General features: G+C 69.4%; 22 protein-coding genes and 1 tRNA gene. 10 read left to right on the top strand and 13 right to left on the bottom strand.

Annotated elements, in window-relative coordinates; translation table 11 throughout:
* Positions 1-8: 8 nt before the first annotated feature.
* The 3 genes from DIE03_RS34485 to DIE03_RS34475 all read left to right on the top strand — a co-directional run bounded on the left by DIE03_RS34485 (position 9) and on the right by DIE03_RS34475 (position 1,310).
* Positions 9-809 carry a BON domain-containing protein gene (locus DIE03_RS34485; RefSeq protein WP_124456577.1) on the top strand — a complete coding sequence of 267 codons (801 nt, stop codon included), beginning with the start codon at positions 9-11 and terminating at the stop codon, positions 807-809.
* Positions 810-820: 11 nt separating this feature from the next.
* The gene (locus DIE03_RS34480) at positions 821-1,168 is read left to right on the top strand and encodes a c-type cytochrome (RefSeq protein WP_409364442.1); all 348 of its coding nucleotides are present in this window, start codon (positions 821-823) and stop codon (positions 1,166-1,168) included.
* 66 nt (positions 1,169-1,234) lie between these two features.
* A tRNA-Ala gene (locus DIE03_RS34475) sits at positions 1,235-1,310 on the top strand.
* Positions 1,311-1,397: 87 nt separating this feature from the next.
* Here DIE03_RS34475 and DIE03_RS34470 read toward each other — a convergent pair.
* The 4 genes from DIE03_RS34470 to DIE03_RS34455 all read right to left on the bottom strand — a co-directional run bounded on the left by DIE03_RS34470 (position 1,398) and on the right by DIE03_RS34455 (position 5,761).
* Positions 1,398-1,838, bottom strand: coding sequence for a hypothetical protein (locus DIE03_RS34470; protein WP_260434995.1), 441 nt, complete (start codon positions 1,836-1,838; stop codon positions 1,398-1,400).
* The gene (locus tag DIE03_RS34465; RefSeq protein WP_124456575.1) at positions 1,835-3,232 is read right to left on the bottom strand and encodes an enolase C-terminal domain-like protein; all 1,398 of its coding nucleotides are present in this window, start codon (positions 3,230-3,232) and stop codon (positions 1,835-1,837) included. Before DIE03_RS34465 ends, DIE03_RS34470 begins: the two co-directional genes overlap by 4 nt.
* 62 nt (positions 3,233-3,294) lie before the next feature.
* On the bottom strand, positions 3,295-4,635 hold the full coding sequence (locus tag DIE03_RS34460) for an MFS transporter (protein WP_124456574.1): 1,341 nt from the start codon (positions 4,633-4,635) through the stop codon (positions 3,295-3,297).
* Between the two features lie 211 nt (positions 4,636-4,846).
* Positions 4,847-5,761 carry a LysR family transcriptional regulator gene (locus DIE03_RS34455; RefSeq protein WP_221623709.1) on the bottom strand — a complete coding sequence of 305 codons (915 nt, stop codon included), beginning with the start codon at positions 5,759-5,761 and terminating at the stop codon, positions 4,847-4,849.
* 100 nt (positions 5,762-5,861) lie between these two features.
* On the opposite strand from DIE03_RS34455, the gene DIE03_RS34450 reads away from it, so the two are divergent.
* From DIE03_RS34450 to DIE03_RS34440, 3 genes are all read left to right on the top strand, one after another.
* On the top strand, positions 5,862-6,593 hold the full coding sequence (locus DIE03_RS34450; RefSeq protein ID WP_124456572.1) for a glutathione S-transferase family protein: 732 nt from the start codon (positions 5,862-5,864) through the stop codon (positions 6,591-6,593).
* A gap of 126 nt (positions 6,594-6,719) precedes the next feature.
* Positions 6,720-7,346 (top strand): DUF2239 family protein, encoded by a 627-nt coding sequence (locus DIE03_RS34445; RefSeq protein WP_124456571.1) that lies wholly within the window; start codon positions 6,720-6,722, stop codon positions 7,344-7,346.
* 15 nt (positions 7,347-7,361) lie between these two features.
* On the top strand, positions 7,362-8,693 hold the full coding sequence (locus tag DIE03_RS34440) for a carotenoid oxygenase family protein (RefSeq protein ID WP_124456570.1): 1,332 nt from the start codon (positions 7,362-7,364) through the stop codon (positions 8,691-8,693).
* A 24-nt stretch (positions 8,694-8,717) separates the two neighbouring features.
* Here the strand turns inward: DIE03_RS34440 and DIE03_RS34435 are convergent, their stop codons facing one another.
* From DIE03_RS34435 to DIE03_RS34420, 4 genes are read right to left on the bottom strand one after another with little or no spacing between them, the layout of a single operon-like run.
* On the bottom strand, positions 8,718-9,884 hold the full coding sequence (locus DIE03_RS34435; protein WP_124456569.1) for an FtsX-like permease family protein: 1,167 nt from the start codon (positions 9,882-9,884) through the stop codon (positions 8,718-8,720).
* Positions 9,885-9,892: 8 nt separating this feature from the next.
* A complete protein-coding gene (locus DIE03_RS34430; RefSeq protein WP_124456568.1) occupies positions 9,893-11,047 on the bottom strand; it encodes an ABC transporter permease in 1,155 nt (384 codons plus the stop codon).
* Positions 11,048-11,068: 21 nt separating this feature from the next.
* The gene (locus DIE03_RS34425) at positions 11,069-11,767 is read right to left on the bottom strand and encodes an ABC transporter ATP-binding protein (RefSeq protein ID WP_124456567.1); all 699 of its coding nucleotides are present in this window, start codon (positions 11,765-11,767) and stop codon (positions 11,069-11,071) included.
* 7 nt (positions 11,768-11,774) lie between these two features.
* Complete coding sequence (locus DIE03_RS34420) at positions 11,775-12,980, bottom strand: efflux RND transporter periplasmic adaptor subunit (RefSeq protein WP_124456566.1); 1,206 nt, start codon at positions 12,978-12,980, stop codon at positions 11,775-11,777.
* Between the two features lie 359 nt (positions 12,981-13,339).
* On the opposite strand from DIE03_RS34420, the gene DIE03_RS34415 reads away from it, so the two are divergent.
* Positions 13,340-13,573 carry a hypothetical protein gene (locus tag DIE03_RS34415; RefSeq protein ID WP_122944170.1) on the top strand — a complete coding sequence of 78 codons (234 nt, stop codon included), beginning with the start codon at positions 13,340-13,342 and terminating at the stop codon, positions 13,571-13,573.
* A 79-nt stretch (positions 13,574-13,652) separates the two neighbouring features.
* Here the strand turns inward: DIE03_RS34415 and DIE03_RS34410 are convergent, their stop codons facing one another.
* Positions 13,653-14,432, bottom strand: coding sequence for a Mut7-C RNAse domain-containing protein (locus DIE03_RS34410; protein WP_124456565.1), 780 nt, complete (start codon positions 14,430-14,432; stop codon positions 13,653-13,655).
* Between DIE03_RS34410 and DIE03_RS34405 the strand changes: the two genes are divergently transcribed.
* Together DIE03_RS34405 and DIE03_RS34400 are read left to right on the top strand one after the other, a co-directional pair.
* Positions 14,322-15,398 (top strand): NAD(P)-dependent oxidoreductase, encoded by a 1,077-nt coding sequence (locus DIE03_RS34405; protein WP_260434994.1) that lies wholly within the window; start codon positions 14,322-14,324, stop codon positions 15,396-15,398. The genes DIE03_RS34410 and DIE03_RS34405 overlap by 111 nt on opposite strands.
* Before the next feature lie 71 nt (positions 15,399-15,469).
* A complete protein-coding gene (locus DIE03_RS34400) occupies positions 15,470-16,105 on the top strand; it encodes a LysE family translocator (RefSeq protein WP_124456563.1) in 636 nt (211 codons plus the stop codon).
* Between the two features lie 94 nt (positions 16,106-16,199).
* Here DIE03_RS34400 and DIE03_RS34395 read toward each other — a convergent pair whose 3' ends face one another.
* Positions 16,200-17,483: an MFS transporter gene (locus tag DIE03_RS34395; protein ID WP_124456562.1), complete on the bottom strand. Its 1,284-nt coding sequence runs from the start codon at positions 17,481-17,483 to the stop codon at positions 16,200-16,202.
* A 97-nt stretch (positions 17,484-17,580) separates the two neighbouring features.
* Between DIE03_RS34395 and DIE03_RS34390 the strand changes: the two genes are divergently transcribed.
* The gene (locus DIE03_RS34390) at positions 17,581-18,510 is read left to right on the top strand and encodes a LysR family transcriptional regulator (RefSeq protein WP_124456561.1); all 930 of its coding nucleotides are present in this window, start codon (positions 17,581-17,583) and stop codon (positions 18,508-18,510) included.
* A gap of 184 nt (positions 18,511-18,694) precedes the next feature.
* On the opposite strand, the gene DIE03_RS34385 is transcribed toward DIE03_RS34390, so the two are convergent.
* From DIE03_RS34385 to DIE03_RS34375, 3 genes are all read right to left on the bottom strand, one after another.
* Positions 18,695-19,528, bottom strand: a complete 834-nt coding sequence (locus tag DIE03_RS34385; protein ID WP_124456560.1) for an OmpW family protein — start codon at positions 19,526-19,528, stop codon at positions 18,695-18,697.
* An 18-nt stretch (positions 19,529-19,546) separates the two neighbouring features.
* Positions 19,547-20,797, bottom strand: coding sequence for a DUF2957 domain-containing protein (locus DIE03_RS34380; protein ID WP_124456559.1), 1,251 nt, complete (start codon positions 20,795-20,797; stop codon positions 19,547-19,549).
* Between the two features lie 140 nt (positions 20,798-20,937).
* Entirely contained in the window at positions 20,938-22,359 is a 1,422-nt protein-coding gene (locus DIE03_RS34375; protein ID WP_124456558.1) for a DUF2957 domain-containing protein, read from the bottom strand.
* Between the last annotated feature and the right edge of the window lie 197 nt (positions 22,360-22,556).

The following is a 22,556-nucleotide window of genomic DNA, read 5'->3' as shown; positions in this document are numbered from 1 at the left end:
AGCCGTCGATGAATCAAAGCCGCGTCAAACAGACGCTCGTCAGAACCACGCTGCTCGCCGCAATGACGGCGGGCCTTGCCGTGTCGCTGCAGGGTTGTGTGCTCGGAGTCGTGGGCGCAGCGGCCGGCGGCGGCGCGCTGATCGCGACCGATCGCCGGACGCTCGGCGCGCAGACGGAAGACCGCGAGATCCAGGTCAAGTCGCTCTCGCAGATCAACAACGGGCTGCCGGACCAGTCGCACGTGAACGTGACGGTGTTCAACCGCCGCGTGCTGCTGACGGGTGAAGTGCCGAACGACGCGTCGAAGCAGCGCGCCGAGGAAATCGTGCGCGGCATCAACAACGTGAACGGCATCGTCAACGAGCTGTCGGTCGAGCCGGCGTCGTCGCTGTCGTCGCGCGCGAACGACTCGTATCTCGAAGGGCGCGTGAAGTCCGAGCTGATCGCGACGAAGGGTATCTCGGCGAACTACTACAAGGTCGTCAGCGAACGCGGCAACCTTTACCTGATGGGCCTCGTGACGGTGGACGAAGGCAATCGCGGCGCGGAAGCCGCGAGCCAGGTGCCGGGTGTCGAGAAGGTCGTGAAGGTGTTCCAGTACGTGAAGCCGCAGGACGCGCAGGCGCTGCAGGATGCGTCGCCGGCGAGCGGCGCGTCCGGCGTGCCGGCTGCTGCCGCGCCGGCGGACGCCGCGACGGTCGGCGCCGTGCCCGACGCGTCGGTGCAGTCCGCGCCGCTGCAGTCGCCGGCCCCGATCTCGAATTCGTCGAACGTGCATCCGGGCAACCCGAAGGCGCCGAAGCAATGACGAGCGTGCCGATGAAGCAGATGAAGCGCTGGATGGTGCAGGGTGCCGCGGCCGCTGCACTCGTGGCCGGTACGCTCGGCGCCGCGCACGCGGACGTCGGCGACGGCCTGAAGGTGGCGCGCAGCAACGCCTGCATGGGCTGCCACGCGGTGGACCGCAAGCTCGTCGGCCCGTCGTTCAAGGATATCGCCGCGCGCTACAAGTCCGATCCGCAAGCCGTCGCGAAGCTGTCGAAGAAGGTGAAGGACGGCGGTTCGGGCGTCTGGGGCGCGATTCCGATGCCTGCGCATCCGCGCATGAGCGATGCGGACGTCCGTTCGGTGGTCGAATGGGTGCTGGCCGGCGCGCCGTCAAAGTGACGTTTCAGGGGTGACGTAACCCCTATTGCCAAGCGCAGAAATGCGTGTGTATGATGATTGACTGTTGGGGCGGTAGCTCAGCTGGGAGAGCGTCGCGTTCGCAATGCGAAGGTCGGGAGTTCGATCCTCCTCCGCTCCACCAACGAATCTGAAAGGCCTGATCGCAAGATCAGGCCTTTTTGTTTTTGGAATCTGCCGGCGTGCGCGGCGTTCGCAAACGCGTGGCCCGCTAGTTCAGCAGGTCATGGATTTCCTTGACCGTCGGCACTGCCAACACGGCGAACGCCACGGTGATGGCCGCGAGAATCACGATCCTCTTCCGCAGCAGCGCGCAGAGGGCGATCGACAGCCCGTAGAACACGCAGGTCAGAATGACGATCCACCACAGCGCCGCGTAGCCTGCACCGCCTTCGAAATTCGATACGTTCTGCGTGATCCGGGTCGCGGCATAACCGGCGACGGTCATGCTCGCGGGCAGACACAGCACCGAATACAGGACGAAGACGATGATCTGTCGCGGTGTCGGATCGGGAGACGTCATGACGAGCGCTTTTCCTTCGGGTGGACGGAGCCGCCGAGCCGCCCGCCACGCGGGCCGGTCTAGGCAGCCGGCAGGATGCGGCCGTTTCCCGCGTTTGGCAACCACGCCCGCCGCCAGCCGCTCGCTCACCCCCGCCCGAAACTCGGCCGTTTCGGATCGTACGTCCACCCCGGCACCAGATACCGCATCGCCACTGCATCATCGCGCGCAGTACCGCCCACCGCGTTGTACAGCGCATGCGCAGCCTCGACCTGCGCCATGTCGATCTCGATCCCCAGCCCCGGCCGCTCCGGCACGGCCACCTTGCCGCCGACGATCGCGAGTGGTTCGCGTGTGAGCCGCGCATCGCCTTCCTGCCAGATCCAGTGCGTGTCGATCGCGGTGATCGTGCCGGGCGCGGCGGCCGCCGCATGCGTGAACATCGCGAGCGACACGTCGAAGTGGTTGTTCGAGTGCGAGCCCCACGTGAGCCCCCAGTCGCGGCACAGCTGCGCGAGCCGCACCGAGCCCTGCATCGTCCAGAAATGCGGATCGGCAAGCGGGATGTCGACCGCCTGCAGCCGCACCGCGTGATCCATCTGCCGCCAGTCGGTCGCGATCATGTTGGTCGCCGTCGGGATCCCCGTCGCGCGGCGGAATTCGGCCATCACCTCGCGGCCCGAGTAGCCGCCTTCCGGCCCGCACGGATCTTCCGCATAGGCGAGCAGGTGGCCTTGCCCGCGGCACAGCGCGACGGCTTCGTCGAGCGACCACGCGCCGTTCGGGTCGAGCGTCGTGCGCGAATCGGGGAACCGTGCCTTGATCGCCGCGATCGCTTCCATCTCGTCGGCGCCGGCCATCACGCCGCCCTTCAGCTTGAAATCGGCGAAGCCGTAGCGCTCGACCGCGGCTTCGGCCTGCCGCGCGATCTCGGCCGGCGTGAGCGCTGCCTCGTTGCGCAACCGGAACCACGGGGCGCGCGCCTGCGTCTCGTCGCGATACGGCAGGTCGGTGCGGCGCCGGTCGCCGATGTAGAACAGGTACGCGAGCATCGGCACCGCGTCGCGCTGCTGGCCTTCACCGAGCAGCGCCGCGACCGGCACGTCGAGATGCTGGCCGAGCAGGTCGAGCAGCGCGGCCTCGATCGCGGTGATCACGTTGTCGAGCCGCAGGTTGATCTCGTGCGGCTGCCGCAGCACCGCCGCTTCGCCGGCCGACGTCACCTCGTGGCGGATCGTGCGGCCCGCACCGGCACCCGCACCGGACAGCGCCGCGCGTACCGCATTGAGCGTCGCCTGGTAGCGCCCGATCGGCTGGCCGACCACGAGATCGGTCATGCGCTCGAGCGCGTGGCGGATGCCTTCGCCGCCCGGCACTTCGCCGACACCCGTATGCCCGCTGCTGTCGTCGAGGATCACGAGGTTGCGAGTGAAGTAGGGCGCGTGCGCGCCGCACAGGTTGAGCAGCATGCCGTCGCGGCCGGCGACGGGGATCACCTGCATGCGCGTGACGCGCGGCGTGCCGGCACGGCTGGGTTCGGACATCGGTTCGCTCCTGGTTCCGGTGGCGCGCGGGCCGCCGGACAGGCCGGCGCGGCCCGCGCCGTTCATTGAAGCTCGACGCGGCGGATCTCGCCGACGACGAACAGGTAGCAGATCACGGCGACGAGCGCGTGCGCGACGACATAGACGAGCGCGCCGTTGAACGAGCCGCTGCGGTCGACGATATAGCCGATCGCGATCGGCGTCGTGATGCTGGAAAGGTTGCCGCACGTGTTGAGCAGCGCGCCGCTCAGCCCCGCGATCTGGCGCGGCGCGGTGTCGGCGTTGACGGCCCAGCCGAGCGCGCCGAGCCCCTTGCCGAAGAACGACAGCGCCATGAACAGCACGACGAGCACGTGCGAATCGGTGTAGTTGCAGACGATCATCGACATCGACAGCAGCATGCCGAACACGATCGGCACCTTGCGCGCGACGGACAGCGACCGGCCCTGCTTGAGCAGTGCGTCGGACACGACGCCGCCGAGGATCCCGCCGAGGAACCCGCATACGGCCGGGATCGACGCGACGAGCCCCGCGTTGAGGATCGACATCCCGCGTGCCTGCACGAGATAGACGGGAAACCACGTGATGAAGAAATAGGTGAGCGCGTTGATGCAGTACTGCGCGACGTACACGCCGATCAGCATCCGGCTCTTCAGCAGCGCTTTCACGTGACGCATCGACGGGCCGCCGTCGCGCCCGCCCGTCGCCTGGTCGATGTTGACGAGCGCGCCGCCCTCGGCGAGGTAGTCGAGTTCCGCGCGGTTGATGTTCGGGTGGTCCTTCGGGTCGTACATCGTGCGGTTCCACACGAGGACGAACGCGAAGCCGAGCACGCCCATCACCGCGAACACCGACTGCCAGCCGAACGCGTGCACGAGCCAGCCCATCAGCGGCGCGAACACGACGGTCGCCGCGTATTGCGCGGCGTTGAAGATCGCCGATGCGGTGCCGCGTTCGGCGGCGGGGAACCACGCGGACACGATCCGGCTGTTGGCCGGGAACGACGGCGCCTCGGCCGCACCGACCAGGAAGCGCAGCCCGAACAGCAGCGCGAACGCGGCCGCGCCGCCGAAGAAGCCGATCGAGCCCTGCAGCAGCGTGAACAGCGACCAGAAGAAGATGCTGAATGCGTAGACGATGCGCGATCCGTAGCGGTCGAGCAGCCAGCCGCCGGGCAGTTGCGCGGCCACGTAAGACCAGCCGAACGCGGAGAAGATGAAGCCGATCTGCACGTGGCTCAGGTGCAGCGCGCGGGCGAGGCTCGGGCCCGCGATCGCGATCGCCGCGCGGTCCGCGTAGTTGATCGTCGTGACCGCGAACAGGACGGTCAGCACGAGCCAGCGCACGCGCGTGCGCCGGGCCGTCGCCGACGCGGACGCCGGCAGCGCGTGAAGCGGATTCATGACTTGTCTCCTCCGAAGGGCGGAAGGTGCCGTCGTGCGGCGGCGCGTCGATGCGCGCGTGATGTGTGCGGATGCCGCCGGTTCGAGGGCAGGCACCGGACGCCGAAGCAGGCAGGGCGTCCGGGCCATTCTGTCATGTCGTCATTTGCGCTTTCATGCCAATTGCTGACTTGATCGATTCAGCATTTGAATCGATCGGATCCGCGATCGCTCAGGGGCGCGCGTCGTCCGCGCCGGTACCGTGATGGCGCGCCACATGCTGCGCGAGAAACTCGACGGCGGCGCGCACGCCGGGCAACTGGCCGCGGCGGTGCGGCATCAGCAGCGTCGTCGTGACGGTGCCCGTGCGCCAGCCCGGCAGCACGCGCACGAGTGCGCCGGACGCGAGCGCGGTGCCCGCGATCCAGTCGGGCAGGCACGCGATGCCGAGGCCGGCCGTCGCCGCCTGCAGCAGCAGCGTCGATTCGTCGGCCTGCAGGCGGATGCGCGGCGCCACGTCGACGGTGTCGCTGCCACGCTGCAGCCGCCAAGGCTGCTGGCCGGGGTGGAGGCCGTCGTGCCGCGCGAGATCGGCGGGCTCGTCCGGGATCCCGGCACGCGCGAGGTAGGCCGGCGATGCCACGGCGATGATCGGCGAGGCCGCGAGCGGACGCTGCACGAGCGCGGAATCGGGCAGCGGCGCGAAATGGCTGCGCACCGCGATGTCGAAGCCTTCCTGCGCGATGTCGACGAGGCGGTCGCTCGCGTGAACCTGCAACAGCAGCTTCGGGTGCGCGATCGCCAGCGCCGGCAGGCACGGCGCGAGGATGTGCTGCGCGACCGGCACCGAACTCGTGAGCCGCACGATGCCGGCCGGCTCGGCGGCCTGCCGCAGCACCGCGTCGCGCGCGCTGTCGGCCTCGATCACGGCCGCGCGTGCATGCTCGAAGAATTCGGTGCCGACCGGCGTCAGCCGGAAGCTGCGCGACGTGCGATGCACGAGCCGCGCGCCGAGCGTGCGCTCGAGTTCGGCCACGCGCTTGCTGACGGTCGATTTCGGCAGGTCGAGCCGGCGCGCCGCTGCCGACATGCTGCCCGCATCGACCGCCTGCACGAACAGGTAGAGATCGTTCAGATTCACTTTCAGCGTCCACGTGAAGAAACGATGGGTTTCAATTTTAGCGGCTACTGCGTCATCGTTCGCCGTGGGAGCATGATTGCTCGTTCAACTTCTGCGGAATCCTCCGATGTCTCCCATCCTTCTCTACGGCATTCCCGCCGGCTGCTCGTTCGGCTCGATCGTCGCGCTCGAATGGATCGGCCACCCGTACCGGCTGTCGCGCATCACGATGCCCGGCGCCGTGACGAGCGACGCGTACCTCGCGCTGAACCCCGTCGCCGAGACGCCGGCGTTCGTCACCGCGAACGGCGACGTGCTGACCGAAAGCCTCGCGATCCTCGGCCACATCGGCGCGCAGGCGCTCGACAGCGGCCTCGCGTTTCGCCAGGGCAGCGCGGATTTCGACCGGCTGAACCGGATGCTCGCATGGCTGAACACGACGTTCTTCAACGCGTTCGGCGCGCTCTGGTACGTATACGAACACGACACCGAGGGCGCGGAGAAAGCGGCGCTGCAGGCATACGGCCGCGGCAAGGTGCTGAAGGCGCACCGGCAGCTCGAAGCGCTGCTCGAACGCGGCGAGGGCCCGTGGCTGCTGGGCGCGCGGCGTACGCTGGCCGACGCTTACTTCGCCGGGATCGCGCGCTGGGCCGACTATCACGCGGTGTTCGAGCGCGATGCGTTCCCGCGTGTCGCCGCACTGCGCGCACGGCTCGCCGACGATGCAGGCGTGCAGTTCGCGCACGCAATCGAGGAAAACCTGCCGCTGCCGGCATCGCTGGCGTTCGAAGGGCATGTGTCGCTCGACGACGCGCTGGCAAGCGCACGCGGCGTCGCGGCTCCTGCTCGCGCGACCTGACCCGTACCGTGGCCGCCCGAATGAATCGAATGCGCGGTCGTCAATTTTTACCCGGGCAATATTGACATCCAATTAATACCCGGATAAAAATAGCGTCATTCTGATTCCTGCCCGCGGGCGACCACGATGACCACCTCCACGCTCCTTCCTTCGTACACGGCCTTCGACGGCCACCGGCGGCTCGCGTCGGGCCCGCTCGCGACGGTCGCGCTCGCGGTCCGGCAGGCTGCCGGCGCGGCGACGCCGGGCACGATCCTGATCTTCGACGATGCGACGGGCCGCTCGATCGACCTCGACCTGCGCGGCACCGACGACGACATCCGCGCGCGCTATGCACCGCCGTCAGGCGACCCGTCCGGCGCTGCCGGCGAGCTGTCCGGCGCCGGCGAACCGCGCGGCCGCGGCCGGCCGAAGCTCGGCGTCGTGTCGCGCGAGGTCACGCTGCTGCCGCGTCACTGGGAATGGCTCGGCGCGCAGCCGGGCGGCGCGTCGGTTGCACTGCGCAAGCTCGTCGAGGACGCGCGGCGCACGCATGCGGCGGCCGACCGGCACCGCGATGCGCAGGCGCGCGCCTACCACTTCATGTCGGCGATGGCGGGCGACCTGCCCGGTTTCGAGGAGGCCGCGCGGGCGCTGTATGCGAACGATCCGGCGCGTCTGGCGGAATTGGTTGCCGACTGGCCGGACGACGTGCGCGACCATGCGCTCGCCTTGGCGCGCGGCGACCTGCCGCCGTCCGCCGAAGATTGCTGACGGAGCGCCGACGCAATGACCGTATTCGACCTGAACCGCGGCGCGATCGCGCCGGTCGCCGACGAAGCCGATATCGTCGACCTGCGCGTGACGGGCGCCATTCCGCGCGAACTCGACGGCACGTTGCTGCGCAACGGCCCGAATCCGCCGGACGGCCGCTTCGAAGGCAGCGACATGCTGTCGTGGTGGCCGGAAGCCGCGATGCTGCACGCGATCGCGTTCGACGACGGCCGCGCGACCGGCTACCGGAACCGCTGGGCGCGCACGCAGCGCTGGGCGGCCGTGCATGCGCCCGCGCAGGCGCCGCAGCTGCCCGACACGAATCCGAACGTGAACGTGCTGCAGCATGCGGGCGAGCTGCTCGCGCTGGCCGAGGGCGGCGCGCCGCTCGCGATCACGGTCGCGCTCGATTCGCTCGGCGTGCCGGCGCGGCATGCGGTCTTCGGCGGCGGGATGACCGCGCATCCGAAGGTCGACCCGGTGACCGGCGAGCTGATGACGTTCCGTGCGGACTGGCGCGCGCCGTGGCTGCGCTACGGCGTGATCGATGCGCACGGCGTGCAGCGTGTCGACGTCGAGATCGACCTGGATGCGCCGTCGATGATGCACGACCTCGCGATCACCGAAACCCGCAGCCTGCTGCTCGACCTGAACGTCGGCTACGACTTCTCGCTGCTGAAACAGGGCCACCGGATGCCGCTGCGCTGGCACGACGACCGGCCCGCGCGCATCGGCGTGATGCCGCGCCACGGCGGCGCGGTGCGCTGGTTCGAGGTCGAGCCGTGCTTCATCCAGCACGTCGTGAACGCGTACGACTGCGACGCGTCGTGCATCGTGCTCGACGCGGTGCGCTATCCGTCGTTCCTGCGGCTCGACCCGCGCACGGGCCGCTTCGCCGACAACCCGGTCGGCGAGCTGTGGCGCTACGTGATCGATACGGCGAACGGGCTGGTCGACGAAGGGCCGCTCGCCGACGGCGGCATCGAGCTGCCGCGCATCAACGAAAGCCTGACGGGGCGCCGCTACCGCTACCTGTATGCGGTCGAGCAGCCGAACAACGCGGAAATGCGCGGCGTGATGCGCTTCGATCACCTGCGCGGCACGACGACGCACTACGCGGTGCCGGCCGGCGACCAGAACGGCGAGCCGGTGTTCGTGCCGCGCGCGGGCGGCACCGGCGAGGACGACGGCTGGCTGCTGGTGATGGTCTACCGCGCGGCGACCGATACGAGCGACGTCGTGATCCTCGATGCACGCGCGATCGACGCGGGGCCGGTCGCGACCGTGCACCTGCCGCGCCGCGTGCCGGCCGGGTTCCACGGCGCGTGGGTGCCGCGCTCAAGCTGATGAACGGCTGCGCGCGTCATTGCGTTACTGCGCGCGCAGCGCGTCGACGATCTTCAGCCGCGCGGCGCGCATCGCCGGCAGGAACCCGCCGACGAGCCCCATCACGAGCGAGAACAGCAGCGTCTTCACGACGATCGCGGGCGTCAGCACGAAGCGGAACGACAGGTCGGAGAAGGTCTGGAAGTTGGTGGTCGAGAACGACGCGAACTGCATCAGCGACGCGCACGCGAGCCCCGCGACGCCGCCGACGAAGCCGAGCAGCAGCGCTTCCAGCAGGAACGCGGCGAGCACGTTCCTGCGCTTGAAGCCGAGCGCGCGCAGCGTGCCGATCTCGGCCACGCGGTTCGCGACCGACGCGTACATCGTGATCATCGCGCCGATCATCGCGGCGATCGAGAAGATCGTCGACAGCGTGATGCCGAGGATGTTGATGAACGTCGACAGCGACTTCGACTGGTCGCCGTAGAACGTCTGCTCGCGCTTCGCCTCGTCGGTCAGCCGCGGGTCGACGTCGATGTCGGCCTTGAAGCGCGCGAAGCCGTCGGCGCTCGGGATGCGCAGCACCATCGACGAATAGCTGGTGCGCCGGAACGACTGCATCAACTGGTCGACGTCGCCCCAGATCTCCGAGTCGAAGCCGCTGCCGCCCGCGTCGAAGAGGCCGACGATGGTCCAGTCGCGCTGCGCGAAATGCAGGCGGTCGCCGAGCTGCGTGCCGCTGAAGCCTTTCGCGATCGCGCTGCCGACGATGATCTCCGACGAGCCGGGCGCGAACATCCGGCCGGCCGCGAGCGTCACGTGCGGGCGCAGCGCGAGCCCGGCCGGCGACACGCCGCGGATCACGACGTTCGACGGCTTGCCGGTCGACGTCTTCACGAGCGAGATCAGTACGACGGCTTCCTTCGACACGCGCGGCCGGCCGTCGGGGCCGAGCGCGACGGCCGGGTGCATCTCGAGCGCGTTGGCCTGCGCGTGGTCGATCGAACTCTGGATCTCGGTCTCGGCGCCCTTGCGGATCACCACCGCGTTGTCGGGTTCGCCGGTCGACACGAGCGTCTGCGTGAGCCCCGCGTCGAGCATCTGCACGGTCGCGAACACGAAGATCACGAGCGCCATCCCGCCCGCCGTGAGCGCGGTGGTGAGGCGCCGGGTCCACAGGTTGCGCGCGATGTAGCTGAGCGGGATCGCCATGCGCGTCGTTACCCGATCGCCCGCAGGCCTTCGACGACACGCACGCGTGCGGCCTGCCACGCCGGCACGATCGCGGCCGCGAAGCCGACCGCGACCGAGCATGCGGCCTGCAGCGCGACCGTCTCGGCCGACACCTTGAACACCGGGAAGATGCCGCCGGCCGCCTGCTTGAACAGGCTCGCGGCGGGCGGTGTCGCGAGGATCCCGAGCGCGCCGCCGGCCACGGCGATCACGACCGATTCGCCGAACACGATCAGCGCGAGAAAGCCGGGGCCGAAGCCGAGCGCCTTCAGCGTCGCGTACTCGGCCGTGCGTTCGCGCGCGCTCATCGCCATCGCGTTCGCCATCACGGCCATGATGATCAGGATCACCACATACGACACCAGGCGGATCGCCGCGATGATCTGGTTCGACATCGCGACGAAGCCGAGCTGGAACGCCTGCTCGGTCTCGGTCAGCGTCTCGGCGAGCGAGTTCTTGAACACGGTGTCGACGTTGCGCGCGATCGATGCGCCGTCGTCGGGGTTCGCGACGCCGAGCACGAACACGCCGACCTGGTCGGCCTGCTTCGGCGTGCGCTTGCGCACCGTCTCGTTCAGGTAGTCCCAGTGGAACACCAGCTGGCGCGTGATCGTCGAGTCGTCGCGCCCGTCGAGGATCCCGCGCACGACGAAATCCCACGTGCCCGGGTAGATCGTGCCCTTCAACGGGATCACGTCGCCGACCTTGAAGCCGAACTGCGCCGCGAGCTGGCGGCCGACGAGGCAGCCGCGGCGGTCGCGGTCGTAGTCGGCGCGCTGCTGCGCCGGGATGATGAATTCCGGATACAGGTCGAGATAGTTCTCCGACACCGCGAAGCTCGCGAAGAAGTTCTTCGGGTCGCGGTAGATGCCGCCGAACCAGTTCGAGCGGACGACGGCCGTCACGCCGTCGACGCCGCGGATCCGGTTCTCGTAGCTGACGGGCAGCGGAAACACGAGCGAGATCGCGTTGCGCGTGACGAGCCGCCCGCTGGACGCGGCGGCCGCACCCGCGTACCACGCGTCGACCACGGTATGCAGCAGCCCGAACGCGAGCACGGCGATGGTCAGCCCGAGCACGGTCAGCAGCGTGCGCAGCCGGTGGCGCAGCGCGTTGCGCGCGATCAGCTTCAGCACATGCATCGCGCGCGCTCCCGCCGCCGCTCAGCCGGCGTGCCCATCGATCAGCTCCCCTTTTTCCAGATGCACGAGCGAGCGCGCGGCGCCGGCCGCGTGCGCGTCGTGCGTCACCATGATGATCGTCTTGCCGAGCTCGGCGTTCATCCGCTGCAGCATCGCGAGCACGTCGGTGGCCGACGCGCGGTCGAGGTCGCCGGTCGGCTCGTCGGCGACGATCACCACGGGGTCGGTGATCAGCGCGCGTGCGATCGCGACGCGCTGCTGCTGGCCGCCCGACAGCTCGGACGGGTAGTGGCTGGTGCGGTCGCCGAGGTTCACCATGTCGAGCACGAGCTCGACGCGTTCGCGCCGCTCGCGGCGCGACAGGTGCGTGAGCATCAGCGGCAGCTCGACGTTCTCGAACGCGGTGAGCACGGGCATCAGGTTGTAGAACTGGAAGATGAAGCCGACGTTCGCCGCGCGCCATTCGGCCAGCTGCGCCTCCGCGAGCCGCGAGATGTCGAGGCCGCCCACGCGCAGCTCGCCGCTGTCGGGCCGGTCGATGCCGGCCACCAGGTTCAGCAGCGTGCTCTTGCCGGAGCCCGACGGCCCCATCAGCGCGACGAAGTCGCCTTCGCCGATGTCGAGCGTGATGTCGGTCAGCACGGGCACGATCTGGTTGCCGCGCCGGTACGACTTCGCGACGTGGCTGATCTCGACGAGGGGCGGCGGTGCGTCGTTCACGCGCGCGCTACTTCTTCGCGACGGTCACTTTCGCGCCGTCCTTCAGCTTCACGCCCGGCGCGAGCACGACCGTGTCGCCGGGTTTCACGCCGCGGATCGCCACCAGTTCGCCGATCCGCATGCCGCGCGTCACGGCTGCCGCGCGCACGGTGTCGTCCTTCACGACGAACACGACCGGCCGGCCGTCGCGCTCGACCACCGCGCTCGCCTGCACGGCCGTCACGGGCTGGCGGTCCTGCGCCGACACGGGTTTCGACAGGAACGCGATCTTCGCGCTCATGTCGGGCAGCACGCGCTCGTCACGGTCGACGAAGCGCACCTTCACGAGCACGGTGGCCTTCGAGCGGTCGACGGTCGGCACGATGCGCGACACGCGGCCCGCGAAGCGCAGGTCCGGCAGCGCGTCGAGCTGGATCTCGCACGGCTGCTCGGCGCGGATCTTCGCGATGTTCGATTCGGCGACGTCGGCCTCGACTTCGAGCGTGTCCATGTCGGCGATCGTCACGACCGCGCCCTTGCTGTCCGACGCGGACGAGAACGGCGTGATGTTGTCGCCGACGTTCGCATGCTTCGCGAGCACGATGCCGTCGAACGGCGCACGGATCACCGTCTGGTCGACCGCGACCTGGGCGGCTTGCGCGTTCGCTTCGGCCGACGCGATCGCGGCCTGGTCGCTGCCGACCGACGCGCGCGCCTTGTTCACGCGGGCCGTGTCGATGTCGAGCTGCGCGGCCGGCACGGCGCCCTTCGGCGCGAGCGCGGCGGTGCGGCGCAGCGCGATTTCGGCGTCCTTCTGCTCGGCCAGCGCCACGCCGAGGTTGGCGCGGGAGACCTGCACCTGCGCGCGCGCCTGCGCGAGCGACGCTTCCACGTCGCGGCTTTCGAGGCGCGCGATGATGTCGTCCTTCTTCACGCGCGTGCCTTCGAGCACGCCGAGCCATTCGACGCGCCCCTGGCCCTTCGACGCGACCGCGGCCTTGCGCTGCGGCACGACGTAACCGGTCGCGTTGAGCTGCGTGTCGTTCTGGTACGGATAGGCGGACGTGACGGACGTGGTTTCGACGGTCGGCCGGCCGGTGAGCGCGATGCCGGCGCCGATCGCGATCACGATGGTCGCGGCGGCGGCCGCATAGCGGACCCACCGGCGCCGGCGGGGCGGCGGCGCGATCGGACGCCGGTCGATTTTCAGTTTGTCCAGATTGTGATCGGCCAATTTGAGCGCCTCGAGACGGCGGCGGTCTGGCGACCGGCCGCGATCCGGTTTCCCGGGAAGGGACGGATGGACGCCAGTATAAGCGTCGCCCCGATGGCGCGCGAGCGGGTTTGCCGCGCCGCTGTCGCGGCCGCCGGACGGGGCGCCGGGACCGGAGCGCACGCGCGCCTCCGGGGAAACCCGAGGGACGCAAGCAACGTGTCAACTTGCCGCGAACACGAGGCGTTATGGAACCAGTGCGTCAGGTTTTGTCGCGACGGAACGGCGAAAGCCGGCCTCGCGGCCTGGGGCTCCGATGCGAATGCCTCGCATCTTTACTTACCGGTACGTTTGATTTTTTCTCCGCTAAAGGAAGAACAATGAAGAAGACGCTCGCTTCGATCATCGCCGCAGCATTCGCACTCGCATCGGTTTCGGCATTCGCACAGGCGTCCGCGCCGGCAGCCGACACGTCGGCAGCTGCCCCGGCACCGGCCAAGAAGGATCACAGCAAGCCGAAGCACCAGCTGAAGCACCACGGTTCGAAGAAGGGCCAGGCGAAGGCTGCTGCCGCATCGGCCGCCGGCACGAACGACGCAGGCGCGCAAAACTAAGCGGCTCGCCGCCACGGCCGGCGTTGCCGGTCATCGGTCGGCCAACCCCGCATGCTCCGGCATGCGGGGTTTTGTTTTTTCAGGCGCCGAGTTCGTCCGGTTCGCCCGGCTCGTCGAGCCGGACGGGCTGCGGCGCGCGCATCGCGTCGACCACCGCGCGCATGCGCCGCCAGTGCGAGCCCTCCCAGAACACGCGCCGGCACACGTCGCACGCGGCGAAGCGCCGGTGCCGCTGCCGGACGCCGTCCGGCACACGCGGTGCGGCGGCAGCCGCCTCGAGCGGGTGCAGCGGCGCATTGCAGCGCAGGCACAGCCGGAACGGCCGCATGTGCGGCGCGAGGTCGAGCCGCGCGAACAGTTCGCGCAACTGGTCGGCCGGCTGCACGGCGTGCAGGTAGCAGCCGCGCACGACCGCGCGCCGCTTGAGCAGTTCGCGGTCGCGGGTCAGCACGATCCGGCCCTCCCGCTCGGCCAGCGCCGCGAGTTCGTCGTCGCGGTAGTGGTTGTCGTAACAGGTGTCGAAGCCCGCGAGGCGCAGCAGTTGCGCGAGGCCGCCGAGATGCGCATCGGCGACGAAGCGCCACGGCGCCGGTTGCGGCGCGGTGGTGCCGTTCGCCGCCGGCCGCGCGCGTTCCGGAAAGGCTTCGACGCGGTCGCCGTCGCCGAGCGGCCGGTCGAGCGCGGCCGGTACGCCGTTCACGCAAAGCCGACCGATTTCGGTATGCGGGACACCCAGCGCCTCGATCGCATGCTTCACGGTCGCGTCGCGCGCACACGCGTGCCCGAACGCGCGCTCGCGCTGCGCGCGCGGGAGAAAGGCGTTCAGTTCGCCGTGGAAGCGGAAGGTCGCGGTCGCCATCCGTCCAGTATCGCACCGCGCCCGGCCGGCGGCAGGCGCTGCAGGCAGCCGGCATCTGTGTTTAACTCGCGGCTTCACGGAGCGAAGGAGCGGGCAATGGATCTCGGGTTTATCGGGCTGGGCGAAATGGGGCAGGCGATCGCGACGAACCTGCTGAAGGCGGGCCACACGGTGCGGGTCTGGAACCGCTCGCGCGAGCGTGCCGAGCCGCTCGCGGCGTTCGGCGCGCAGATCGTCGACACGCCGGCCGACGCGTTTCGCGGCGACGCGGTGTTCTCGATGCTCGGCGACGATGCCGCCGCACGCGCCGTGTTCGACGAGGCACTGCTCGCGCAGGCGCCGCGCGGGCTGATTCACGTGAACATGGCGACGGTATCGGTCGCGCTCGCCGAATCGCTCGCGCACGCGCATGCGTCGCGCGGCATCCACTATGTCGCCGCACCGGTGATGGGGCGGCCCGACGTGGCGGCCGCCGCGCGCCTGACGATCATGGCGGGCGGCCCGGCCGAGGCGATCGACCGCGTGCAGCCGCTGTTCGACGCGATCGGCCAGAAGACCTGGCGGTTCGGTTCGCTGCCGCAGCATGCGAACGTCGCGAAGATCGCCGCGAACTTCACGCTCGCGTCGGCGATCGAGACGCTCGGCGAGGCGTCGGCGCTGCTGGGCGCGCACGGCGTCGCGATGCGCGACTTCCTCGACGTGATCACCGGCAGCGTGTTTCCGGGGCCCGTCTACGAAGGCTACGGCTCGATGATCGCCGAGCGGCGTTACGAGCCCGCGCGCTTCAAGGCGCGGCTCGGGCTGAAGGATGTGCGCCTCGCGCTGGAAGCCGGCGACGCGACGTCGGTGCCGTTGCCGGTGGCGAGCGTCGTGCGCGACAGCCTGCTCGATGCGCTCGCGCACGGCGGCGGCGACCAGGATTTCGCGGTGCTCGGCGAGGTCGCGCTGCGCCGCGCCGGCCGCTGACGCGCGACAGGCGCGCGCTGCTCACGGCATAATCGACGTTTCATTTCCCCGACATTCAGGCAGAGGCAGTCATGAACTTGCATACGTGGTGGCTTTTCGTGGCGACGGTGTTCGTCGTGTCGGCGATTCCGGGTCCGAACATGCTGCTCGTGATGACGCACGGTGCGCGGCACGGGCTGCGCCGCTCGGCCGCGACGATGGCCGGCTGCCTGAGCGCGCTGGTGCTGATGCTCGCGGTATCCGCGGCGGGGCTCGGCGCGGTGCTCGAGGCATGGCCGGCGATGTTCAATGCGTTGCGCTTCGCGGGCGCGGCCTACCTGATCTATCTCGGCGTGAAGGCGTGGCGCGCACGCGTGGACGACACGCCGGCGGCCGACGTCGATGCCGTGTCGCAAGGCGCATCAGTGTCGCGCATGGTGCTGTTCCGCAATGGCTTCCTGGTCGCGGGCAGCAACCCGAAGGCGATCCTGTTCGCGGCCGCGCTGCTGCCGCAGTTCATCAACGCGGCCGAGCCGACGCTGCCGCAGTTCGGCATCCTCGTCGTCACGTTCGCGGCGATCGAGGTGAGCTGGTATCTCGTCTACGCATCGTTCGGCACGCGCATCGGCGCGACGCTGAAGAGCCAGAGCGTCGCGAAGGTGTTCAACCGGCTGACGGGCGGGCTGTTCGTCGGCTTCGGCGCGATGATGGCGCTGGTCCGTCACTGATTTCGGCCTGGCCGGATCCCGGCGTATCGAACGCCCCGTCCCTCGCAAGAGGGCGGGGCGTTCGGTTTTTCGGCGTCGCGTCGTCGCTGCCCGCTTACGCTCGCGGGCGAGTCAACGCCGCCGTGCCGGCCCCGCGTCCGGCCGCGAGCCCGAACAGGGCGGCTGCGCCGGCGAACGCGAAGCCGACGCCGCACACCGCGCTCCATCCGCCCCATGCCCACGCGCTGCCCGCGAGCGCCGCGCCGAGCGCGCCGCCGACGAAGAACAGGCCGACGAACAGCCCGTTCAGGCGGCCGCGCGCGGCCGGATTCAGCAGGTTGATCGCGCGGCGGCCGATCGTCTGGTCGACGATGACGCCCGCGTCCAGCAGCGCCGCGCCGCCGGCCAGCAGCGCGAGTGCGACGCCGCGATGCGCAGGCGCGTCGAAGCCGAACCAGCCGGCCCCGGCGATGCCGAGCACGACGAGCGCCGCGAGCATCGTGCCGTGCGCGATCCGCTGCGCGGCCGGGCCGTGGCCACGGTCGCCGGCGCGGCCGGCGAGCGGCGTGACGATCGCGCCGCTGGCGCCGGCGAACGCGAACAGCGCGATCCCGTGCAGGTCGAGCGCGAACGGCGGCTGCGCGAGCCGCAGCCCGACGGCCGTCCAGAACGCGCTGAACGCGGCCATCGCGAGCGCGGCCGACAGCGCATGGCGGCGCAGCACGCGTTCGTCGGCAAGCAGGCGCCCCAGCGACGCGAGCAGCGCGCGGTAGCCGGCCGTGGCCGTCGGCGTGCGCGACGGCAGGCGCAGCGCGAGCACGACGGCGATCGCCGCGTTCGCGAGCGCGGCCAGCAAGTAGAACGCGCGCCAGCCGGCCGAGCCCGCGATCAGGCTCGCGAGCGGCCGCGACAGCAGGATGCCGAGCATCAGCCCGCTCATCACGTTGCCGACCGCGCGGCCACGCTGCGCTTCGGGCGCCATCGATGCGGCCATCGGCACCAGCATCTGGATCACGCTCGACGCAGCGCCCGCCGCCAGCGTCGCCAGCAGGAAGACGGTGCCGGACCGCGTGAACGCGGGCAGCGCGAGCGCGGCCGCACACGCGGCGAGCGTCGCGACGATCAGGCGGCGGTTTTCGAGCAGGTCGACCAGCGGCACGAGCAGCACGAGTCCGGCCGCGTAGCCGAGCTGCGGCAGCATCGCGACGAGGCCGGCGAGGCCGGGCGGCAGGTGCAGGTCGGCGCTGATCGGGCCCGTCAGCGGCTGCGCGGCGAACAGGTCCATCACGATCACGCCGACCGTCGCGGCGAAGAACAGCGTCATCCCGGCGCTCAGCGCGGGCGGCGCGGTGACGGACGGCGGAACGGAGGCGGGGCAACGGTTGGCAGGACAGTTCATCGGAAGCCTGGGACAAGGGGCGAAGGAATCCCCATCGTAGGCGCTCGATGTTTATGCGACAATTGAAATATCTCTAACATGATTATGCGAGTTTGTTTTGAATACGCGTGATCTCCAGGCATTCGTCGCGGTGGTCGACAGCGGGTCGATGGTTGCCGCGGCCGCGAAGCTCCACCTGACGCAGCCGGGCCTGACGCGGCGCGTGCAGAACCTCGAAACGCTGCTCGGCATGCCGCTGCTCGAACGGCAAAGCAAGCCGCTGAAGCCGACGGCCGCCGGGCGCGACGTCTATGCGCTCGCGCGCAACGTGCTGCTCGCGGTGGACGAGCTGATGGCGGCGGGCGCGCCGGAGAGCGAGCCGTCGGGCGAGCTGCGCATCGGCGTGCCGCCGTTCCTGTCCGAGCTCGCGCTGGAGCGGCCGATCGACCGGCTGCGCGACGCGTTCCCGCGCCTCACGCTGCGCGTGACGGCCGGCTGGTCGCCGGCGCTGTTGCAGGGCATCGAGCGCGGCACGCTCGACGTGGCGGCCGTGATGGTGCCCGCCAGTGCGGTGCTGCCCGACACGATCACAGCGACGCTGCTCGGCACGCAGCCGACGGTGCTCGTCGCCGCGCGCAACTACCCGTTGCCGGACGGTCCGCTGTCGATCGACACGCTGTCGGGTTTTCCGTGGGTGCTGAGCCAGGACGGCTGCGGGATGCGTTCGGCGCTGAGCCGCTCGCTCGGCGCGGCCGGGCTGCCGTTCGATGTCGCGGTCGAGGCATTCGGTTCGGAGCTGCAGCTGTCGCTCGTCGCGCGCGGTGCCGGCATCGGCATCGCGGCACCGAATGCGCTGGCGCGCAGTGCGCATCGCGATGCGCTGAGAGTGGTGGAAACGACGGGGCTGGAGACGCGGATCAACGTGTGGATCGCGCACGGCACGCTGCCGGGCCGGCTGGCGCGGCCTGTCGCGCTGCTGCGCGACGCACTGGGCGAGGTGCTCGACCGGGAAAACGGGAAGGGGTCAGATGCGACAATGGCGAACTAGAGGCAGCGTTCGAGGGAAAATCCTTATTTTCTCTACGGAAATGTTGCAATGCGGAAACTGATTCGATATAGTGGCACCTGTCTCCTCCATGTCTCCTCTGATATGGATTCAGCCCGCCTCTTAGGCGGGCTTTTTTTTGCCTGCGATTTTGCCGCGGCAATCCATTCGTCGGCGCTCGCCGGCGTCAGAACTTGTACGTCATGCCGACATAGCTGATGATCGGGTCGGCCTTCAGGTCCGATTTCGACTCGGCGAGCACCGAACCGTCGGCCGCCTTGATCGTCACCGTCGACGTCGTCTTCAGCGGGATGTACGTCACCGACGCGATCAGCCCGAAATGCTCCGTCATGTTGTACTGCAGGCCCGCGTTGAACACCGGCTGCCATGACGACGACGCCTTCGCTTCCACCGATGTCGTACCCGGCTTGCCCGCGCCCGCCGCGAGGATCGCGCCGAGGTTGTCCTGCGTCTGCTTGATGAAGTTCGTGTTGAGCTGCAGGTCGCTGAACCAGTTGTACGACACGCCGAGGCCGAGGAACGGCCGGAACTTCGCGGTCGCCTGCCCGAAGTAGTACTGCAGGATCACCGCCGGGCTCCACTGCCGCACGCTCTTCACGATCGGGTTGACCGAGGCCAGCCCGATGTTCTGCGTGCCGAGCGCGCCGGCCGGTCCGGGCGGCTTGATCGTGCCCTGGCCCGACACCTTGAACACCGGCGGCACGCCGGCCACCGACGTGACCGCGATGTGGTCGGTCAGGAAGTGGCTGACCGTCAGGCCGACGGTGTCGGCGCCGCTCGTGTGCAGCCCGGTGCCCGGCGACGTGAACGACGGCGGCAGCCGCAGCGGCGTGTTGATCGGCGTCGGCGCGACGTTGGTCGTCATCGGCGTACTGCTCTGCTGCGGCATGATATGGAACCAGCCGAGCGTGACGACGTTGCTGCCGGCGCTCTGCGCGTGCGCCGCGAGCGGCGCCAGCACGGCGGCGCCGGCCGCCGCGCGGAGAAGGGTTTTCTTCATCACGGCTTCCGCCTCCGCTTACTGGACGAACGCGCCGATCGTGAAATACGGCGTCGATCCCGCGTTATCGAGGAAACCGAACACGCCACCCGTGAAGATGAACTTGCCGGTCGGCGACGTGCTGCCCGAACCCGTGTGAATCGTCGTGACGGTGCCCGGCACCTTCTGCGTGTAGTCGAGGTCGAGCGCGGTCGCGAGCGATGCCTGCGACGGCTGGAACGGATCGAGCAGCGTGGCCTGCTTGTCGATCAGCGCGGTGGTCCGGTAATCGAACTGGCTGTCGACGCCGATGTACTCGCCGTTCTGCGAGCCGGCCGCGACGGCCGTCTGCGGCGCGAGGATCGAGATGCTCGATTCGTCGTCGGCGGTGAGGCCCGGCACGCCGTTGCTGTCGGGCGTCGGGTTCGGGTTCGCGACGCCCGTGCGCACGAGGATCGGCACGAGCTGGTTACGCAGCTTGCCGACGATCATGAAGCCCTTGCCCTGCGGCGTCGCCGACAGCGTCGGCTTCAACTGGCTCGCGTAGTTGTTCGACTGGAACGCGCCGCTGCCGTCGGCCGACGGCACGAAGTTCGTGCCCTGCTGCGCGCACGCGCCGCCGGCGAACTGGCCGGTCGTGTCGCACTTGGTCCACGTGCCGTCCGCGTTGATCGTCACCTTCGCGTCGATCGACGCCGGCGCGAATTTCTGCGACGGCACTTCGCCGAAGCCGACGTGGCTGTACGTGCCCGCGACCTTCGTGATGTCGGTTTCGATCGACGAGAAGCCGATGAACGGGTAGTACGGGAATTTCGTGTCGGGCACCGCGGCCTGGCCGAGCACGCCGTCGAACTGGATCTCCTTGCCGGGAATCGTGCCGCCCGCGACACCGAAGCCGACGAAGATGCGCGCCGGACGCGACGCATCGAGGCTCGCGCCGTTCAGGCGGAACGCGCACTGGTTCAGCTTGTTGGTCGGCAGCATCGTTTCCTGCGTGAGCGTGCCGCTGTCGACGGTGCCCGCGCGGGTCGGCGTGACGGTGCCGGTCTTTTGCGGCACGGCCGATTCCACGTACGTCACCTGCCAGGTCATCTTGGTCGTGTCGAGCTGGACCTTCGCGAGCTCGCCGCTGCCCGCGCCGCCCGTGAACACGGTGTTGTAGTCGAGCGTGGCGGGGCAGAGCCGGTCTTCGACGAGCGGGGGCGGGTTGTCGCCGCCGCTGCCGCTGCCGCCGCAGGCGGAAAGAAGGGGGGCGGCAAGGGCCGCCGCCAGAATGAGGTTGCGCTTCATGTTGCTCCTCCAGATTTGTCTTGTGCGGCGGCCAGCTCCCTGTCGGCCGCTTCTGTTGGGGGTACTCGTCCTGCCCGCGCCGTGCCGCGCGCGTCGTGCGTAACGCGGCGGCGGGCCAGCCGCCGCCGCGTCCTCGTCCGCTACTTGCTGATCTGCGCGCCCACGCCGAAGTACGGTGTCGACGACGTCGTCGCGTTCGCCGACGTCGACGTGACGCCGCCGTTCACCGTGCCCTGGACCAGTGCCGCGTACAGCCCGCCCGTCGCGATCACCACGCCCGATGCGGACGGGTAGCTCGCACCGCTCGGCGGTGTCGTCTTCGCGTTCAGCAGGCCCGGCGTCGCCTGGCCGTAGTCGAGCGTGAAGCCGTCTTCCTCGGCCTGCGTGGACGGGTTGATGAACGACGCGTTGCTGCCGCGGATCAGCGCAGCCGTGTACTTGAAGTTCGAGTCCGCGCCCGCGTAGCCGCCGTCGATCGCGCCCGACGTGATCGCCGTCGCCGCGCCGAGCACCGCGATGCCCGATTCGTCGTCGACCTGCGCGTCGAGGTGCAGCGGCGGCGTGCCGAGGTTCACGTTGCCCGTGCGGACGATCACCGGCACCGTCGCACCGTTGAGCTGGCCGATCACCATGTGGGCGGTTGCCGACTTGCCGGTCGCGCCGACGATCGGCAGTTGCGTCTGCGGCAGCGTCTGCGGCGCCTTCGTACTGTCGAAGTAGCCGCCGTTCGCGGTGTTCGCGGTCCACGGGTTGCCGGTCGTCTGGCAGCCGCCGGTGCTCGTCGACGTACACGCGCCGTTCGCATCGAACGTCTCGCTCGAGTTCGTGCCTTTCGTCGCGTAGTTGCCCGACGGCACGAGGTGGTAGATCAGCGCGTTGTACGTGCCCGGCAGCTTCGACAGGTCGGTCGTCGTATTCGCGAAGCCGAGGAACGGGTAGAAATCGAAGTGGCGGTTCGGCACCTGGCCGACGTTCTGCACGACGCCCGGGATGATCGTCAGCCCGTCGTACTGGATCGTTGCGCCGGGAATGCCGCCGCCCGCGACCCCCATGCCGACCAGCAGCATCGGCGGGTTCGCCTGGTTGAAGTCGGCGGCCGTCGAATAGGTCGAGCCGTCCGCCGCGGGGCCCGTGCCCGGCGTGAGGATGAACGCACAACGTGTCTGCTCGGCGGTCGGCAGCGTGCCGGTCGGCGGATGGATGACCTTGCCGGTGATCGTCGTGCCGACACGGCTCGGCGTGACGGTGCCCGTCTTCAACGGAATCGGCGATTCGAGCCACTTGAGCGTGTACGTCATCGCGACCGCGTCGATGTTGACGCTGACGATCTCGCCGCTACCTGCGCCGCCGAGATACGTGCTCTTCACGATGTCGGCGTTGGCCGGACACAGTGCGCCGTTGATGGGCTGCGACGGCGGCTGCCCTTGCGTGCCGCAGCTCGCTCCGGAACATTGGGGCGCGTTGATCGGCGCAGGTGCGCCGCCGTCCCCCCCACCACAGGCAACCAGGAAAGGGGCAATGGCAAAGGCCGTTGCCACCCCCTTCGATAAGGTGTGCGACATGCCGCTGTCTCCAATCGTTTAATTGTGCGAGCTAATGTCGCTGCCTTGATTTTTGCTGTCAATTGATGAACCCGTCTAAAAAAGGCGATTTAAACGGGTATCGGGTATTGATTCCTTTCTCCATGCGGCATTCGGTAAGAATTTAAACGCGCAAGGGGCTGCCGAAAGCTGCCGGAGTGGGGGATGTGCCACGCTTG

Origin of the sequence: Burkholderia sp. Bp8992, assembly GCF_003853705.1 — a bacterium.
In the GTDB taxonomy this organism is placed as follows: Bacteria; Pseudomonadota; Gammaproteobacteria; order Burkholderiales; family Burkholderiaceae; genus Burkholderia.
The sequence above is the reverse complement of the archived record's forward strand: the minus strand, read 5'-3'. Positions and strand labels throughout refer to the sequence as shown.